The sequence below is a fragment of the Comamonas sp. UBA7528 genome, assembly GCF_002479375.1.
Lineage (GTDB): Bacteria > Pseudomonadota > Gammaproteobacteria > Burkholderiales > Burkholderiaceae_C > Comamonas.
In genome coordinates this window covers 239,243-257,325 of the sequence record NZ_DLMU01000005.1, presented here as the reverse complement: position 1 = coordinate 257,325, position 18,083 = coordinate 239,243, and the positions used below count along the sequence as shown (strand labels likewise).

15 protein-coding genes are annotated in these 18,083 nt (G+C 63.3%); 14 read left to right on the top strand and 1 reads right to left on the bottom strand.

The genetic code is table 11. The annotated features are described in order from the left end of the window. The first annotated feature begins 19 nt into the window (after window positions 1-19). Genes B3349_RS07080 through B3349_RS07065 form a run of 4 tightly spaced genes read left to right on the top strand, consistent with a single transcriptional unit; the run spans window position 20 to window position 3,159 of the window. Entirely contained in the window at window positions 20-1,657 is a 1,638-nt protein-coding gene (locus B3349_RS07080) for a PepSY-associated TM helix domain-containing protein (RefSeq protein ID WP_291587606.1), read from the top strand. Beyond that, on the top strand, window positions 1,654-1,956 hold the full coding sequence (locus B3349_RS07075; protein WP_291587603.1) for a DUF3649 domain-containing protein: 303 nt from the start codon (window positions 1,654-1,656) through the stop codon (window positions 1,954-1,956). The genes B3349_RS07080 and B3349_RS07075 overlap by 4 nt, the downstream gene beginning before the upstream one ends. Further along, a complete protein-coding gene (locus B3349_RS07070) occupies window positions 1,953-2,801 on the top strand; it encodes a DUF3325 domain-containing protein (RefSeq protein ID WP_291587941.1) in 849 nt (282 codons plus the stop codon). Before B3349_RS07075 ends, B3349_RS07070 begins: the two co-directional genes overlap by 4 nt. Beyond that, entirely contained in the window at window positions 2,788-3,159 is a 372-nt protein-coding gene (locus B3349_RS07065) for a hypothetical protein (RefSeq protein WP_291587601.1), read from the top strand. The genes B3349_RS07070 and B3349_RS07065 overlap by 14 nt, the downstream gene beginning before the upstream one ends. Window positions 3,160-3,191: 32 nt before the next feature. On the opposite strand, the gene B3349_RS07060 is transcribed toward B3349_RS07065, so the two are convergent. Continuing rightward, window positions 3,192-4,169, bottom strand: a complete 978-nt coding sequence (locus B3349_RS07060) for a LysR family transcriptional regulator (RefSeq protein WP_291587600.1) — start codon at window positions 4,167-4,169, stop codon at window positions 3,192-3,194. Between the two features lie 126 nt (window positions 4,170-4,295). Here B3349_RS07060 and dsdA point away from each other — a divergent pair, with 126 nt between their 5' ends. The 10 genes from dsdA to B3349_RS07010 all read left to right on the top strand — a co-directional run bounded on the left by dsdA (window position 4,296) and on the right by B3349_RS07010 (window position 17,903). Further along, the gene (gene dsdA / locus B3349_RS07055; RefSeq protein ID WP_291587599.1) at window positions 4,296-5,633 is read left to right on the top strand and encodes a D-serine ammonia-lyase; all 1,338 of its coding nucleotides are present in this window, start codon (window positions 4,296-4,298) and stop codon (window positions 5,631-5,633) included. 124 nt (window positions 5,634-5,757) lie between these two features. Continuing rightward, a complete protein-coding gene (locus B3349_RS07050; protein WP_414646857.1) occupies window positions 5,758-7,335 on the top strand; it encodes an ABC transporter substrate-binding protein in 1,578 nt (525 codons plus the stop codon). A 31-nt stretch (window positions 7,336-7,366) separates the two neighbouring features. Beyond that, entirely contained in the window at window positions 7,367-8,308 is a 942-nt protein-coding gene (locus tag B3349_RS07045) for an ABC transporter permease (protein ID WP_291587597.1), read from the top strand. Window positions 8,309-8,316: 8 nt separating this feature from the next. Then, window positions 8,317-9,216 carry an ABC transporter permease gene (locus B3349_RS07040; protein WP_291587595.1) on the top strand — a complete coding sequence of 300 codons (900 nt, stop codon included), beginning with the start codon at window positions 8,317-8,319 and terminating at the stop codon, window positions 9,214-9,216. Between the two features lie 40 nt (window positions 9,217-9,256). Continuing rightward, complete coding sequence (locus B3349_RS07035) at window positions 9,257-10,915, top strand: ABC transporter ATP-binding protein (protein ID WP_291587593.1); 1,659 nt, start codon at window positions 9,257-9,259, stop codon at window positions 10,913-10,915. A 63-nt stretch (window positions 10,916-10,978) separates the two neighbouring features. After that, window positions 10,979-12,481, top strand: a complete 1,503-nt coding sequence (locus B3349_RS07030; RefSeq protein WP_291587591.1) for a M81 family metallopeptidase — start codon at window positions 10,979-10,981, stop codon at window positions 12,479-12,481. A 698-nt stretch (window positions 12,482-13,179) separates the two neighbouring features. Then, window positions 13,180-13,470 carry a co-chaperone GroES gene (groES, locus tag B3349_RS07025; RefSeq protein WP_291587588.1) on the top strand — a complete coding sequence of 97 codons (291 nt, stop codon included), beginning with the start codon at window positions 13,180-13,182 and terminating at the stop codon, window positions 13,468-13,470. Between the two features lie 169 nt (window positions 13,471-13,639). Beyond that, complete coding sequence (gene groL, locus B3349_RS07020; RefSeq protein ID WP_291587586.1) at window positions 13,640-15,289, top strand: chaperonin GroEL; 1,650 nt, start codon at window positions 13,640-13,642, stop codon at window positions 15,287-15,289. Window positions 15,290-15,501: 212 nt separating this feature from the next. Beyond that, window positions 15,502-16,647 carry a 3-dehydroquinate synthase gene (gene aroB, locus B3349_RS07015; RefSeq protein ID WP_291587585.1) on the top strand — a complete coding sequence of 382 codons (1,146 nt, stop codon included), beginning with the start codon at window positions 15,502-15,504 and terminating at the stop codon, window positions 16,645-16,647. A gap of 80 nt (window positions 16,648-16,727) precedes the next feature. Continuing rightward, window positions 16,728-17,903, top strand: a complete 1,176-nt coding sequence (locus B3349_RS07010) for a deoxyguanosinetriphosphate triphosphohydrolase (RefSeq protein ID WP_291587584.1) — start codon at window positions 16,728-16,730, stop codon at window positions 17,901-17,903. Window positions 17,904-18,083 lie beyond the last annotated feature (180 nt).

Below are 18,083 nucleotides of genomic sequence, written 5' to 3'. Positions count from 1 at the left end.
GAGTGTGGAGTCCCCGCTGATGAAAGCCCATCTGCGTCAGTCCATGTCCTGGCTCCACACCTGGGTCGGACTGGTGGCAGGCTGGGTGCTGTTTTTCGTCTTTGCCACGGGCACGCCCGGTTACTTTCAGCAGGAGATCACGCGCTGGATGCAACCGGAGCGCCCCGCTGTGCGTGCTGGGTCCGTGCAGCAGGTGCCAGCCGCACAACTGCTGGACCTGGCCATGGACAGGCTCGAGAAGGTGGCACCTGCCGCCGCAAGCTGGCGCATTACGCTGCCGCACCAGTCGTTGAATCCGCGTGGTTGGCAGGACCTTGCCATCCGCTGGGAGGACATGCCCCAGGCCGGCCGTGAGCGGGGAGCCAACGGCAACGAGGTATTGGACCCCCTGACCGGGGCGGTCCAATCGCATGGGATCGAACCACGCGGCACCCACGGGGGTCTGGGCCTGTACCGCATGCACTACGAGCTGCGCTATATGCCCTTCGACTGGGCCGTGCGCATTGTGGGCCTGTGCACCATGCTGATGCTGCTGGCCATCATCAGCGGCGTCATCACGCACAAGAGAATCTTCAAGGATTTCTTCACGTTCCGGCCCAACAAGGGCCAGCGCAGCTGGCTGGATGCGCACAACGCGCTCAGCGTGATGGCGTTGCCGTTCTTTCTGATGATCACCTACAGCGGCCTGGTGTTCTTCCTGTTTCTCTACATGCCCGCAGGGCGCGACATGCTCTACGGCACCGGTCCCATGGCCAACAAGGTCTACTACGACGAATTGCTGGACCGCGTCCACGAGCGTCTCCCTGTACAGCGACCCCGTGCCGATCTGGCTGCGCTGGTGGCGCAAGCACAGACCCAGTGGGGAGGGGCTGGTGTGGGCAGCGTGACGCTGGAGCACCGGAAAGGGGAGGCGCCGGTGCTCACCATTGCGGGCATCCACCAGGGCAGTGTCGATTTCTTCAATCCCCCCCGATTGCGTTTCGACGCGAATACGGCGGAACCGCTGGCGGAGGAGCCCTTGGCAGGCGGCAGTGCCCGCAAGGTCCAGGTCATCACGCTGAATCTGCATGAGGGCCTGTTTGCGGATATCTGGGGCCGCTGGCTGTACTTTGCCGCCGGTCTGGCGGGATGCGCCATGATCGCCACAGGCATGGTGCTGTGGACCGTCAAGCGCCGCAAGCACCATCTGAGCCTGGCCGGGGAGTACCGCGAGCATATCGGGCTGCGCCTGGTGGAGACGCTCAATGTCGCCACCATCGCCGGCCTGCCCCTGGCCATCGCCGCCTACTTCTGGGCCAACCGCCTGCTGCCGACCGGCATGGCGGGCCGGGCCGACTGGGAGATCCATACATTGTTTGCCGTGTGGCTGGCCGCATTGTTCTACGCCCTTGCGCGGCCTCTGGCGCGTGCATGGATCGAGCTGCTCTGGCTGGCCAGTGCGGCTTACCTGGCCGTACCGGTGCTCAATGTCCTCACCACCGACCGCCATCTCGGGCGCAGCCTGGCTTCCGGAGACTGGGTCTTCGCAGGCTTCGATCTCACGATGCTGGCGTTGGCCGCTGCATGGGCATGGATGGCCGTGAAACTGCGACGCCGCCTGGCCTTGGCCGACCATGGACTGCCAGCGGGGCTGGCACCGAACAAGGAGGGCGCATGAACCATCCCGACGCAGTCCCGTTGCGATACCGGCTGGCCGTGGCCTCCCGGGTGCTGGCGGCCACCCTGGGCGGCTACGTCCTGACAGCCGCTTCGACCCGGCTGCTCTCGCTGGTCTGGCCTGCACCGCCTGCACAGGCCGTCATGTGGGCCAGCATGCTCAGCTTTGCCATCTGGGCCGTTGCCGTGCTCTGGGTCTTTGCCGCCCGCAGCGCATGGCGCGCGTGGTGGAGCCTGACCGCAGCGATGGCCCTGGTGGCCCTGGCGGAGTGGCTGCTGAGAGCAGGAGGTTGGGCATGAACCATGTCCTCTTGAGCGCGGTGCACCTGGGTATGGTTGGGGTGAGCGGCCTGGGTTTGGCGGGGCTGGCGCTGGCGACGGACCGGTATGGTGCATACCTGCTGGGCAAGGAGCCCACGCTGGGGCAACGCCGGTGTGCGCAGGGTATCGGCTGGCTGCTGCTGGCGATGGCTCTGGCAGGGAGTGTTGTCGTGTTGGGCACGGGTATCGGCGTCACGCTCTGGCTGGGTTGGCTGGGAATGGCGGCTCTGGGACTGGTTTTCGCGCTGCCGAAATGGCCGTGGCAGCCGGTGGTGTACCAGCGCACCGCGCGGCAGCCGGTCGACAAGAGCATCGCCCCCTTGCCCATGCAGAACACCCGCGTGCGCCGGGTGTGTGCAGGGGGCGCGCTGTGCGCCGCGGTCGCGGTCTTCATGGCACTGCTGCTGCAGGAGCTGGCCCACACCGGGGCGCAGGCGCGTGCAATGCAAGGCCAGGCGGGTCCCTGGAGCTTCACCCTGGAAGAGGCCGACCAGGCGCCTCCAGAGCTGGTGGCGATGGACATCCCGATGAAAACCTTTCGCTTGCGGTTCTGCGAAGCCTGCGATGCCGAGATCCGGCAAGCCACCTTGAAGGTGAACCGGCCGCGCAGCCCCACCAGCACGGGGATGGCGTTCATGGGGCAACGCTGGGAGCGCAAAGTGGAAATCCCTCTGCCAGACACCCTGCGGGCGGAGAGCGAGCTGTGGCTGACGGTGGTGGGCAAGGACGCCAGCGCCTATCAAACGGCGTGGCGCATGGACCAGGTGTCGCCGTCGACGGTGCAGTGGTTCGAGCAGCAAAGGAAGTCCCATGAAATGCCTTGAATCTGCCACCGCCATCCTGCGCTGGAGCTGTGCCGTTGCTGCGGTGCTGTGCACGGGGGCGCAGGCGCATGAGCCCGTGGCACGCTGTTTTCTGTTGAATGAAAGCACGGTCCGTTGCCGCGGGGTGACGAATGACGGGGATGAGATGCCGGGAGCCAGAATGGACGTCATCGCCCATGATGGACGCACCCTGCTGCAGGGCACCCTCAGCCCTCAATCCACCCTGAGCTTTGCCCGCCCAGCGCAAGCGTTCTATGTGCTGTTCGAGATCGGACCGGGGCTGCAGACCATCGTCGAGCAGGAAGAGATCCGGGCGCCGACCGCCAGACAGCGCAAAGCGCCATGGCTTCGGCCGTGAGGGTCGCACGGCTGGCCGTCGCGCGCTTCAGCCTAGCGCTGTCGGCACTCAATCCCCATTTGCTCGAGCAGCTCGTTGCGTTCGAGCTTGAACTGATCGCTGGTCGCATGCAGCCATTGGCGCAGATGCTCGTTGGTGTCTGTTGACTTCTGCCCGCTGATGAAACGGTAGCTGGCCTTGGACTTCACGGCACAGGGGAAGGGCGCCACGAGCCGCCCGCTCTTGAGTTCGTCATACACCAGGGCCAGACGGCCCATGGCGATACCTTGTCCCGTGAGCGCCGCCACCATGGCCAGCTGCGAGAGGTTGAAATACACCCCGCCGGGCTTGCTGGGCGGTGCGTCCATCGCCTCCAGCCAGGTGTTCCATTCGACGTTCTGCGTGGCGCTGTGCCAGGGGTTTTCATCGTGCAGCATCATGGCCGGCGCGACGTCGGCAATGCTGCGGATGTCCGGATGGCGGGCCATGAACTCGGGCGTGGTGACGGGGATGATCCATTCGTCGAGGAACATCTCCTCGTTCAGGTCCACGTAATGCCCGGGGTCGAAACGGATGCCTGCCTGGATGCCGCTCAGCCCCATGCCGACGCGGTCGAGCATGTGGTATTCGCCATAGATGCGCACCGTGACGCCCGACTTGCCCTGCAGCAGATCGCTCACGCGCGGCGTGAGCCAGAGCATCGCGAAGGAAGGCGAACAACTCAGGTTCAGCGGTGCGTTGGTGCTGCGCTGGTCACGCCGCAATTTGCCCACAGCCTGGTTCAGCGTCTCGAACGATTGCTCGGAGACCAGTGACAGCCGCGCCCCCTCGCGCGTCAGCGACAGCGATTTTCCCTCTCGGTAGAACAGCTGCACACCCAGATAGTCCTCCAGCTTCTTCACTTGCTGGCTGACCGAGCCCTGCGTGACATGCAGCTCCTTGGCCGCGAGCGTGAAGCTGTTGTTCCTTGCCACGGCATCGAAGCATCTGAGCCAGGTGAGCAGAGACGGCGATAGGTGGTTGATGTTCATTGGCGAGACTAATGAATGGATTGACAAGGTTGACTTGTCACATATGCATATGGTCCACAGAATGCAATTTCTGTTGCTTGGGTGTTGATCGCTTGCAAGTGCTGAATTTATATGGGGGAAACACCTATGCCGCAGCATGATAAAGAACTTTTTTGCCAAGTCTCCACGCTGTGGATCAATGCGGAATGTGTACCGAAGCCACCTGCTTCCAAAACCTCTGACATTATTATCAGTGATGTTGAAAAGGCGGAGCAGCGCTTGGCGCGCTTCGCACCCTTGCTCGCCACGCTGTTCCCCGAGCTTGCACACAGTGGCGGCATCGTGGAGTCGCCCTTGTGCGCGCTGCCGTCTGCGGTGATCGGTGCCGACCCGTCGTTGCCAGGCAGCTTCTGGGTCAAGGCGGACCACCAACTTGCGGTGGCCGGCTCGGTGAAGGCCCGTGGCGGTTTCCATGAAGTACTGGAGTTCGCCGAGCAGGTGGCTCGCGACAACGGCTTGCTGGTGGGCGAGCAGGGCTATCAGAACCTGGGCTCACCGGCTGCGCGCGAGGTGTTCTCGCACTACGAGGTGGCTGTCGGCTCCACGGGAAATCTGGGCATGAGCATCGGCATCATGTCGGCTGCGCTGGGTTTTCGCGCAACGGTGCACATGTCGGCCGAGGCCAAGGACTGGAAGAAGCGCAAGCTGCGCAGCCATGGCGTGACGGTGCACGAATATGCGGGCGACTACGGTGAGGCGGTGGCCAAGGGGCGTGAGCTGGCGAAGGCCAATCCGATGTGCCACTTCGTGGATGACGAACATTCGCTCTCGCTCTTCAGCGGTTATGCCGTGGCGGCGCTGCGCCTGGGGGCTCAGTTTGCTGCGCAAGGCATTGCCGTGGACGAGGAGCACCCCTTGTTCGTCTACATCCCCTGCGGAGTGGGCGGCGCCCCGGGCGGTGTGTGCTACGGCCTCAAGCATGTTTTTGGCGCAGCGGTGCACTGTTTTTTTGTGGAGCCTGAGGACTCGGCGTGCTTTCTGGTGCAGATGCAGAACCCGGACAAGCCAGGTATCAGCATCTACGACGCGGGTCAGCACAATCGCACGATTGCCGATGGCTTGGCTGTGCCGCGCGCGTCGGAGCTGGTGTACCCGCTGATGCGGGAGCGCCTCGCCGGTGTGGCCGTCACGTCGGACGAATGCATGCATGCCGACGTGTGGCGCATGCAGTCGCTGGCGGGATTCAAGGTGGAACCATCGGCAGCCGCTGCGGTCAGCGGGCCGCGTGCGCTGCTGCAATCCGAAGCGGGCCGGCGCTACATCGCGGAGCAGGGCTTGCAGGCACGGATGTTGCGGGCGAATCACATTGTCTGGACGACCGGCGGGGCGCTGATGCCAGGCGACGAATACGAGGCCCTGCTGCTAGAAGGCGAGCGCGCCAGCGGTCGGCTGTTTGGCGCACTGGCCGACACGGGTGGCAACTAGTGCGAAGCATTCGCAGGGCACTTCATCCCACCTCCCTCCCTTTTTTCATTTCATTCACCCGGCGTGTGTGCCATGCCTTTCATTTCCATTGAGGAAACCACGGAGATTGACGATGAGTAAAGCAATGAGTTCTTTCACACATGCGGCATTGGCAGCCTCGCTGCTCGCGTGCGGCCTGGTGGGATCCGTCCACGCTCAGGCCAAGACCACGGTCAACGCCGTGATGCATGCCCCGCTGCGCGTGCTGGACCCGATCATCACCACGGCGCACATCACGCGCAACCATGGCTACATGGTCTACGACACGCTGCTGGCCACGGACAAGGACAACCAGATCCGTCCGCAGATGCTTCAGGATTGGAAGGCTTCCGCTGACGGCCGTACCTATACCTTCAAGCTGCGCGCCGGCTTGAAGTGGCACGATGGTGGTGCTGTGACGGCGGAGGACTGCGTTGCCTCCATCAAGCGCTGGGCCACGCAGGACAAGATGGGCCAGCTGATGACCTCGGAGATGGCCGACATGAAGGTGGTGGATGTCTCGACCTTCACCATCACGATGAAGGAGGCGAGCGACCTGGCCGTGCGCGCCCTGGCCAAGCCCAGCGGTGTGGCGCCGTTCATGATGCCCAAGCGCATCGCTGAGACACCTCCCACACAGGCCATCACCACGGCGATTGGATCGGGCCCGTTCAAGTTCGTAGCCGCCGAGTTCAAGCCGGGCGTGCAGGTGGTCTACGAAAAGAACACCGACTACGTACCGCGCTCCGAGTCGGCATCGGGTCTGGCCGGTGGCAAGAAGGTGCTGGTGGACCGCGTGAAGTGGATTGCCACGCCCGATGCGATGACTTCGGTGAACGCGCTGGTCAATGGAGAGATCGACTATCTGGAGCAGCTGCCTTTCGACCTTGAGCCGATCGTGCGTGCCAACAAGGACATCGCCATCAAGGTGCTGGATCCCCAGGGCTACCAGACCGTCATGCGCATGAACCACGTGCATGCGCCGTTCAACAACAAGAAGATCCGGGAAGCGGCCATGTATGCCGTGGGCCAGGAGCCGGTGCTACAAGCCATGATCGGCAACAAGCAGTACTTCAAGCCCTGTGCTGCCCTGTTTGGCTGCGACTCGGCCTATGCCAGCCAGGAAGGTGCCGATGTCACCATCAAGGCCAACCCCAAGAAGGCCCAGGAGTTGCTGAAGGAAGCCGGTTATGACGGTACACCAGTGGTGATCCTGCAGCCCACCGACACGCCTTCGGTCAACACCCAACCCGTGGTGATCGGTCAGGCCCTGCGCGCGGCGGGTTTCAAGGTGGAAATGCAGGCCATGGACTGGCAGACCGTGGTGACGCGCCGCGCCAACCAGGCGCTTCCCAAGGAGGGCGGCTGGAATATCTTTGCCACCAACAACGTGATGGCCGAAGCGTCGGACCCCCTGCGCGCCTTCGGGGTGGCTGCCAACGGCAAGGGGGCATGGTTCGGCTGGCCCGACGTGCCCGAGATCGAGCGCCTGCGCATTGAGTTCTCGCGTACTGGCGAGGAAGCCAAGCGCAAGCAACTGGCCGGCCAGATCCAGAAGCTGGTGATTGCCGAAGGCGTGCTGCTGCCTATGGGCCAGTACTACGTGCCGGCCGCGTATCGCAACAGCATCAGTGGCGCACTGGAAGCTCCTGTTCCGGTCTTCTGGAATGTCCAGAAGAAGTAATCAGTCCGCATGAAAAAGTGAGTCTTTCGTCATGATTGCATTTGTACTCAAACGCATGGCTGCGGCATTGCCAGTGATGGTGGTGGTTGCCGCCGTCGTCTTTGCCATCCTGCGCCTCACGCCGGGGGATCCTGCGGCGATTCTGGCGGGAGACTCCGCAACGCCCGAGCAACTCGAGGCCATTCGCCAGAACCTGGGGCTCGACAAGCCGGTCTACCAACAGTTCCTCCATTGGATCGGACAACTGCTCAGTGGCGATCTGGGCACTTCGTTGCTATCGGGCACACCCGTGCTCGAGATGGTCGTGCAGCGCATGGGCCCCTCCATCGCGCTGTGCCTGAGCACCATCATCGTCGCCATTGTGGTCGCCATTCCGCTGGGGGTGCTGGCAGCATGGCGCCAAGGCAAGCTGTTGGACCGCGCGGTGATGGCCCTGTCGGTACTAGGATTCTCGATCCCCGTATTCGTCACGGCCTATGTCCTGATCCTCACGCTTTCCCTGGGGGCTGGCTGGTTCCCGGTGCAAGGCTACAAGCCGCTGTCGGAAGGCCTGTGGCCCTTTCTACGTTCCATCACCTTGCCAACGCTGGCGTTGAGCTCGGTCTATATCGCGCTCATCGCCCGCATCACACGCACCAGCGTGATTGAAGTGATGAACGAAGACTTCATCCGCACGGCGCGGGCCAAGGGTCTCAACGAGCGTGGTGTGTTGCTCGGTCACGCACTGCGCAACGCGGCGGTGCCCATCGTCACCATCATCGGTGTAGGCATCGCCATGCTGATCGGTGGCGTGGTGGTGACCGAGTCGGTGTTCAACCTCCCCGGTCTCGGCCGCCTGGTGGTGGAAGCCGTGCTGGCCCGCGATTACCCGGTCATTCAGGCGCTGATCCTGTTGTTTGCGCTGGTCTACGTGCTGATCAATCTGGTGGTGGACGTGTCCTACACCATCTTCGATCCGCGAATCCGCTATTGAGGTCCAGCATGACGCAACTCTCTTCAAGCACCCCCGCCATCGCGGTCTCCGCCGCCACGGAAGTGGCCGCACCCAAGCGCTCCCATCTGTGGGCAACGCTCAAGACATGGCCTGTGATGCTGTCCCTGATCGTGCTGACAGCCGTCATCTTCGTGGCGATTGCCGCGCCACTCCTGGCGAGCAGCGACCCCACCGAGATCAACCCCGCGCAGCGCCTGCGCCCGATTTCCGCCGAGCATTTCCTGGGGACAGACGCTTATGGCCGCGATGTGTTCAGCCGCGTCCTCTACGGTGCCCGCGTGTCGCTGGTTGTAGGGTTGGGCGTCGCGGCATTCAGCCTTGTCATCGGCCTGTTCATCGGTGTGCTCGCGGGATATTTCCGCTGGGTCGATGCCATCGTCATGCGCGTCATGGATGGCCTGATGGCCATCCCGGGCATCCTGCTGGCGATTGCGCTGGTGTCAATCTCTGGCGCGAGCCTGCTGACCGTGCTCATCGCGATCACAGTTCCCGAGGTGCCGCGGGTGGTGCGGCTGGTGCGTGGTGTGATTCTGAGCGTGCGCAACGAGCCTTATGTCGAGGCTGCGCTCACGCTGGGGACGCCGCTGCCCACGCTGATGGTGCGCCACCTGGTGCCCAACACCATGGCTCCGCTGATCGTGCAGTGCACCTACATCTTTGCCTCGGCCATCCTGACCGAAGCCATCCTGAGTTTCCTGGGCGCCGGCGTGCCGCCCGAGATTTCCTCGTGGGGAAACATCATGGCTGAGGGGCGCGCCTACTTCCAGCTCCTGCCTGGTCTGGTGCTCTACCCCGGTTTGCTGTTGTCGTTGACGGTGCTGAGCGTCAATTTGCTGGGCGATGCCCTGCGCGATGCGCTCGACCCGCGCATGGCCAAGCGCATGTGATGCGCCACTTTCCGCGTTTATTTCATTTGTGGATCCAGTGATGACACCAAACAATCCATCGAATCCCGCTGTACTGAGCATCCGGAATCTGTGCGTGCAGCTCAAGGGCGGCGACGGCAAAACGCTGGTCAGCGACCTGAGCCTGCAAGTGCATGCGGGCGAGACGCTGTGCATCGTGGGCGAATCGGGCTCGGGAAAATCGCTCACCTCGCTCGCCACCATGGGCCTGCTGCCTGCCGACAGCCTGCAGGTGTCCTCGGGCGTGATCGAGCTGGACGGCAAAGACCTACTGAGCCTGGACGCCGCGCAGATGCGTGCGCTGCGCGCTTCGCAACTCGCCATGGTCTTCCAGGAGCCCATGACCGCGCTGAACCCCGTGCACCGCGTGGGCAAGCAGATCGAGGAAGTGCTGAAGTTGCATTCCACGCTGTCGGCCCCACAACGCCGCACCAAGGTGCTGCAGATGCTGGAGGCCGTGCATCTGCCCGACATCGAGCGCATCTACCACTCGTATCCGCACCAGCTCTCGGGAGGCCAGCGCCAGCGCATCGTGATTGCGATGGCGCTGATCCTCAAGCCGCGCCTGCTGATTGCGGACGAGCCCACCACGGCACTCGACGTGACCACGCAAAAGCAGATTCTTTCGCTGATGCGTGAGCTGCAGGAAAAACATGGCACGTCGGTGGTCTTCATCACCCACGACTTCGGCGTGGTGGCCGAAATTGCCGATCGTATCCTGGTGATGAACCGCGGCAAGGTGGTGGAGTCCGGCACGCGTGAGGAGATCCTGGCCCGCCCGCTGCAGGAGTACACACGCATGCTCGTGTCCTCCGTTCCCAGTCTGGTGCCGCATGCACGTGCGCAGCCTGAGGGCGAGACGATTCTGCAGGTGCGCAGCCTGAACAAGACTTATCCGAAGTCCAAGGGTTTTCTGCACAAGCCTGAGATGGTGCTGGCTGCCAGTGAGGTGTCGCTCACGCTCAAGCGCGGCGAGATTCTGGGCATCGTGGGGGAATCTGGCTCCGGAAAATCAACCGTGGCGCGCTGCATCGTGCGACTGCTCGTCCCGAGCGGCGGCGAGATCCGACTGAAGCAGGACGACATCACCCACCTGAGCCGCAGCGCGCTGTTGCCGCTGCGCAAGCGCATCCAGATCGTTTTCCAGGACCCATACCGCAGCCTGAATCCGCGCCGCCGCATTGGCGATTCGGTCATCGAAGGGCTGCTGAACTACGGTATGCCGCGCGACGAGGCCATGGCCAAGGCGACGGAGGCGATGGATCTGGTGGGGCTGCCGCGCCAGGCGCTGGATCGCTTTCCGCACCAGTTCTCGGGTGGTCAACGCCAGCGCATCTGCATTGCGCGCGCGCTGGTCATGGAGCCCGATGTGCTAGTGGCGGACGAGGCCGTTTCCGCGCTCGACGTCTCGGTGCAGGCGCAGGTGCTGGAGCTGCTCGAAGAAGTGCGCCAGCGCGTGGGCATTGGCGTGCTGTTCATCACCCACGACCTGCGCGTGGCCGCGCAGATCTGCGACAGCATCATGGTCATGAAGAGCGGCCAGGTGGTGGAGGCCGGCACGGTGCAGCAGGTGCTGGGCGCGCCGCAGCAGGCCTACACGCAGGCGCTGATCGATGCGGCGCCGGGACGCCACTGGGACTTCCAGAACTTTCGTCCGGTAACCCAGGCACTTGCGGCCTGATCGGTCCTGATTCCCTTCGCTGCCCCCAGTCCGGGGGCACCCATTCAACAGAGAGAGATAGAAATGGCCAAAATTGTGTATGGCGGGTTTCAGCATGAGACCAATACGTTCGCGCCCGATCTGGCGGACTGGGCTGCATTCCAGGCTGGCGGTGGCTGGCCGGGTCTGGTTTCGGGCGAGAAGCTGTGGCCTACGATCCGTGGCTCCAACATTCCGGCGGCGGGCTTTGTGCAGGCGGCACTTGATGCTGGCGACGAAGTGGTGCCCACCACCTGGTGTGCGGCAAGCCCTTCGGCGCATGTGGAGCGGGAAACCTACGAGCGCATCGCCGCCCTGATCCTCGATGGCATCCAGCAAGCATTGCCGGTGGATGCCGTCTACCTCGATTTGCATGGCGCCATGGTGGCGCAGCATTTTGATGATGGCGAAGGCGAGTTGCTGCGTCGCGTGCGCGCCCTGGTCGGCAGTGGGGTGCCCGTGATCGCGACCCTGGATCTGCATGCTAACGTCACGACGCGCATGCTGAGCGAGGCAGACATGCTGGTGGCTTACCGCACCTATCCGCATGTGGACATGGCCGAAACGGGCGTGCGCGCATACAGCCAGCTCCTGCGCCGCCTGCAGACGGGCAAGCGCCCCGCCATGGCAGTGCAGCGTCTGCCCTATCTGGTGCCCATCTGCTGGCAGTGCACGGACATCGAACCGGCGAAAACGCTGTATCAGCAGTTGGAGGCAGGCGAGACCCCCGACACGCACATCTCATTTGCCACCGGTTTTCCGGCCGCTGACTTTGAAGAGTGCTCTCCCGTGCTCTGGGCCTATGCAGACACACAGGCACATGCTGACGCACTGCTGGCACCGCTTGCGCAGGCCGCACTCGCGGCAGAGTCGCACTTTGCGGGCAAGCTCTATGCACCGGCAGAAGCCGTGCACTACGCCATGGCGCATGCAGGCAGTGGCAAGCCCACCATCATCGCCGACGCGCAGGACAATCCCGGTGCAGGCAGCAACTCTGACTCCACCGGCATGCTGCACGCACTGGTGGCGAGCAAGGCGCAGAACGCGGCGATTGGACTGATCGTCGATGCGGCTTCTGCGGCCAAGGCACATGAGGTCGGCGAAGGCGCACGTGTGCGCCTGTCGTTGGGAGGAAAGTCGGGTGTGCGAGGCGATGTGCCGTTCGAAGCCGAATTCCTGGTCGAGAAAACCTCCGACGGCAAGGTCGATGCGACGGGCCCGTACTACCGGGGCTTCAAGCTGGATCTGGGAGCCTGTGCGTGCCTGCGCATTGATGGGGTGCGCATCGTCGTCGCATCGCAAAAGGTGCAGATGGCCGACCAGGCCATGTTCCGTGTGGTTGGCATTGAGCCCACTGCTCAGGACATTCTTGTGGTGAAAAGTGCGGTCCATTTTCGCGCCGACTACACGCCGATCGCGCGCGAAATCATTGTGGCAACCGCGCCTGGATCGATGCCTATGGTGCTGGAAAACCTGCCCTGGTCCAAGCTCAAGCCGGGCATCCGCATCGATCCTTGCGGCAAGACCTTCGAGCCGGTGGCGGCCTGAGCGGAGCTGCTTCACCAACCCTGCTCCACACAGGGCGTGAGCCTGCAGAAATATCGCAAGCAAAGTGACGTGCCACGCCAGCGAGAGTGCCTTGGCGGTACGGGACACCACGGGACAGTCGTTTTGCGTTGCGCCTAAGTGTTTGTTTTAAATGGATCGCTTAGGTTTGGGCGGCATCTTGGGCGTAGAGGCGGGCGGCGCCGCCCGCCAAAGCCATGGCCTGGGTCGCACGGTACTGTCTGGATCCAGGACACGCAGCACTGTGGGCGATGGGCGGAAGAGAGAGCGGGCACACGGGCATGCGTTACCAAGTAACGACTGGCTTGCGCCGTCACCAGACGGTAGAACAGCGCACGGTGTCTGGATCGGTGGTCAGGCTGCTGCAGCAGTTGCTGGCGCTGACGCCGAAGCACATATTCAGAGGTTGGAAGGCCTTGCCCAGGCCCCGGGCAGGGTGGTGCAAAGCGAAAGTCGAGGGACACCGGAAAGAAAGTCAAATGACGTTCTGCCGCAGCAGCGTTCCACAGTAACCCTGCTTTTCGAGCAACCTTGGCACTTGAAAGCTGGCGATTTCGCCTTATTATTAGCACTCGTAGGGGTTGAGTGCTAACAAGCACGGTCCCTCGCCTGTTTAGCCACGCTGACCTAGCGCAGCGTGGAACGGATAAATCCACTTTGTTGATTTCTAGGAGAAGTGAATGAACCTGCGTCCTCTGCACGACCGCGTGATCGTCAAGCGCCTTGAGAACGAAACCAAGACGGCTTCGGGCATTTATATCCCTGACAACGCCGCCGAAAAGCCTGACCAAGGCGAAGTGCTGGCAGTGGGCCCTGGCAAGCGCAACGACAAGGGCGAACAAATCGCTCTGAACGTGAAGGTCGGTGACCGCGTGCTGTTTGGCAAGTACTCCGGCCAGACCGTCAAGGTTGACGGCAATGAGCTGCTGGTGATGAAGGAAGACGATCTGTTCGCAGTCGTTGAGCAGTAAATCACGCAGTGATTTACCGGTGTCGCAGGCCCCTTGCTCCGTAAGGTAAAGGGCACAGGCCCGAAGCCAAGACACCAGCCCCCAGCATCCAAACTTTCAAATTCATAGCGGTTTCAGCACATTGGATGGGCTGAAACAGCCAAATTGAACCCATTTGTAGGAGCCAAACATGGCAGCAAAAGACGTAGTTTTCGGTGGTGAAGCACGTGCACGCATGGTCGAAGGCGTGAACATTCTGGCCAATGCCGTCAAAGTGACCCTGGGCCCCAAGGGCCGCAATGTGGTGCTAGAGCGCTCCTTCGGCGCCCCCACCGTGACCAAGGACGGCGTGTCCGTGGCCAAGGAAATCGAACTGAAGGACAAGCTGCAGAACATGGGCGCCCAGCTCGTGAAGGAAGTGGCTTCCAAGACCAACGACATCGCCGGTGACGGCACCACCACCGCCACCGTGCTGGCCCAGGCCATCGTGCGTGAAGGCTCCAAGTACGTGGCCGCCGGTCTGAACCCCATGGACCTGAAGCGCGGTATCGACAAGGCTGTCGCCGCCCTGGTGGAAGAGCTGAAGAAGCAATCCAAGGCCACCACCACTTCCAAGGAAATCGCCCAAGTCGGCACCATTTCCGCCAACTCCGACTCCGACGTGGGCGAAATCATTGCCCAAGCCATGGACAAGGTCGGCAAGGAAGGCGTGATCACCGTGGAAGAAGGCAAGTCCCTGGCCAACGAACTGGATGTCGTGGAAGGCATGCAATTCGACCGCGGCTACCTGTCGCCCTACTTCATCAACAACCCCGAAAAGCAAGCCGCGATTCTGGACAACCCCTTCGTGCTGCTGTTCGACAAGAAGATCAGCAACATCCGTGACCTGCTGCCCACCCTGGAGCAAGTTGCCAAGGCTGGCCGTCCCCTGCTGATCATTGCCGAAGACGTCGAAGGCGAAGCCCTGGCGACCCTGGTGGTGAACACCATCCGCGGCATCCTGAAGGTCGTGGCTGTCAAGGCTCCTGGCTTCGGCGACCGTCGCAAGGCCATGCTGGAAGACATCGCCATCCTGACGGGCGGCAAGGTGATCGCCGAGGAAGTCGGCCTGACCCTGGACAAGGTGACCCTGGAAGACCTGGGCCAAGCCCAACGCGTCGAAATCGGCAAGGAAAACACCACCATCATCGATGGTGCTGGCCAAGCTGCTGAAATCGAAGCCCGCGTCAAGCAAATCCGCCTGCAGATCGAAGAAGCGACCAGCGACTACGACCGTGAAAAGCTGCAAGAACGCGTGGCCAAGCTGGCCGGCGGCGTGGCCGTGATCAAGGTCGGCGCTGCCACCGAAGTCGAAATGAAGGAAAAGAAGGCCCGCGTGGAAGACGCCCTGCACGCCACCCGCGCTGCTGTGGAAGAAGGCATCGTGGCTGGTGGTGGCGTGGCCCTGCTGCGCGCCAAGCAAGCCGTGGGCGCTCTGTCCACCGGCAATGCCGAGCAAGACGCCGGTATCAAGCTGGTGCTGAAGGCCGTGGAAGCCCCTCTGCGCGAAATCGTGTCCAACGCCGGTGGCGAACCCTCGGTGGTGGTGGACTCGGTGCTGAAGGGCCAAGGCAACTTCGGTTTCAACGCTGCCAACGACACCTACGGCGACATGCTGGAAATGGGTATCCTGGATCCCACCAAGGTGACCCGTACCGCGCTGCAAAACGCTGCTTCCGTGGCTTCGCTGCTGCTGACCACCGAGTGCATGATCGCTGACGCCCCCAAGGCCGAAGGCGCTGGTGCTCCCGACATGGGTGGCATGGGCGGCATGGGCGGCATGGGTGGCATGGGCATGTAATTGCCTGTTGACCGCTGTGACAAGGGTGGGGCGCAGGCCCTGCCCGTCCCAGACCGACACAACCCGCACGCCGCAAGGCCTGCGGGTTTTTTCATGTCCGCAAGAGGCCATCGCCTCTGCCGTGGGTGTACCACCCGGTCCGCGATGCCTTGGCCTGCCGGCTGCCCTACACTTGGGCGCAGACCTTTCCCGATTTCTGACTTCCTGCCCGCATGACCTCCGCTGCCCCGCTTGTCCCTTTCGCCTCTGCCACGGCCGACCAGGCCACCGTGCACATTGATCTGGGAGAGCGCAGCTACCCGATCCGCATTGCCGCCGGTCTGTTGGGCGATGCCGCCACCTATGCCGCTTTGCCCAAGGCGGCCAGTGCGCTGATCGTGACCAACACCACCGTGGCGCCGCTGTACCTGCAGCAGGTGCGTGTCGCGCTGGCGGGGCGCTACCCGCAGGTGCATGTGGTGGAACTGCCGGATGGCGAGGCCTACAAGGACTGGCAGACGCTGAATCTGGTTTTTGACGCCCTGCTGCAGCATGGCTGCGACCGCAAGACCGTGCTGTTTGCGCTGGGGGGCGGTGTGATTGGCGACATGACGGGTTTTGCCGCCGCCAGCTATATGCGCGGCGTGCCCTTTGTGCAGCTGCCCACCACGTTGCTGTCGCAGGTGGATTCCAGCGTGGGCGGCAAAACCGCCATCAACCACCCGCTGGGCAAGAACATGGTCGGCGCTTTCTACCAGCCGCAGCTGGTGGTGTGCGATCTGGCTTCGCTCGACAGCCTGCCTGCGCGCGAGCTGTCGGCCGGGCTGGCCGAAGTCATCAAGTACGGCCCGATTGCCGATATGGCGTTCTTCGAGTGGCTGGAGTCGAACATTGACCGTCTGCGTGCCGGTGACCGCGCGGCCATGGCCCACGCCGTCAAGCGCAGCGTGGAGATCAAGGCCTGGGTGGTCAGCCAGGACGAGAAGGAAGCCGGTCTGCGCGCGGTGCTGAATTTTGGCCACACCTTTGGCCACGCCATCGAAGCGGGCATGGGCTACGGCAACTGGCTGCACGGCGAAGGCGTGGGGGCCGGCATGGTGATGGCGGCCCAGCTGTCGCAGGAACTGGGTATGGTGGACGCGGCCTTTGTGGCACGCCTGACCCGCTTGATCGAACGCGCCGGCCTGCCCACGCGGGGTGCCGTGCTGGACGCGCAGGATAACGCCGGCGCCTACCTGGAACATATGCGGGTGGACAAAAAGGCCGAGGCGGGCGAGATCCGCTTTGTGCTGATCGACGGCCCGGGCAAAGCCACCATGCGCGGCGCACCAGATGCCCTGGTGCGCCAGGTCATTGACCGGTGCTGCGCACCCGCCTGACACGCTGGCGGGGGAGGGGGCTGCGCGGCGGCTGGCAGTGCCGTGAGCGGCTGTGATGTCTCTGAACAGAGGAGTGGTGGATGGCGATGCAGGCACTGGCCCCTTGGGCATGCGACCCGGCTCATACACGGGGCAGGCGTTTTGCGGAGGTGGCGGCGCCCACGCGCAGCGACCACCAGCGTGACCGGGATCGCATCGTCCACTCTAGTGCCTTTCGCCGCCTGGTCTACAAGACCCAGGTGTTTCTGAACCACGAAGGGGATCTGTTCCGCACGCGGCTTACCCATTCGCTGGAGGTGGCGCAGCTGGGCCGCTCCATCGCCCGTCCGCTGGGCCTGAATGAAGACCTGGTGGAGGCCATCTGTCTGGCCCATGACCTGGGCCACACTCCCTTCGGCCATGCCGGCCAGGACATGCTCAACGCCTGCATGCGGCCCTGGGGCGGCTTTGAGCACAATCTGCAGAGCCTGCGCGTAGTGGACCAGCTCGAGGAGCGCTATCCCGACTTCGACGGGCTGAACCTGACCTTCGAGGCCCGCGAAGGCATCCTCAAGCACTGTTCACAGGCCAATGCCCAGAAGCTGGAGGCACAGGAGCCGGGTGGCGTGGCGGCGCGCTTTCTGCAGGGTGGCCAGCCTTCGCTGGAGGCCCAGCTGTGCAATCTGGCCGATGCCATTGCCTACAACGCACACGATGTGGACGACGGTCTGCGTTCCGGCTACATCACCTGGGAGCAACTGCTGACGGTCCCTCTGGTGGCCCGCTACCATGCCCAGGCGTTGGCCCAGCACCCGCAGCTGGCCCAGGCCGAGCACCAGCGCCGCCTGCTGTACGAAACCATCCGTCGCATGCTCAGCGACCAAGTGTATGACGTGATTGCCACCACCCGGCAGCGGATTGCCGCGGCGGGGGTAGGCAGTGTGGCTGCGGTGCGCGCCCATCCGGAAAAACTGGTGGCCTTCAGCGTGGACATGGCCAGGGAAAGCCACGCGCTGAAACAGTTTCTGTTCCGCAACCTCTACCGTCATGCCGAAGTCACACAGACCATGGACCATGCGCAGACGGTGGTCCAGGACCTGTTCTCCCTCTACCTGGCCCGCCCGCAGGAAATGAAGCCGCGCCATGCCACCAAGGCCCAGGCTGCTGCAAGTGAAGCCGGGCGTGCCCGTGCTGTGGCGGATTTCGTGGCGGGCATGACCGACCGCTATGCCGCCCACCAGCACGAACGGCTGACCGGAAAACGCCTGCTGGTCTGAAACGCTGCAAAGCGTTACGCTTGCAGCCGGAGGAGTCACAGATACGCTGCTGCCACCAGAATCAGGCAGCCGAACCGGGTGCCGTATACCGGTGTGCTCGGGCTTTGCGTCAGCGCAAAGTCCGCACCGTGCACGCAAGAGCGGCAGCCCGATAGAATTCGCGCCACAGAATCGATGAGA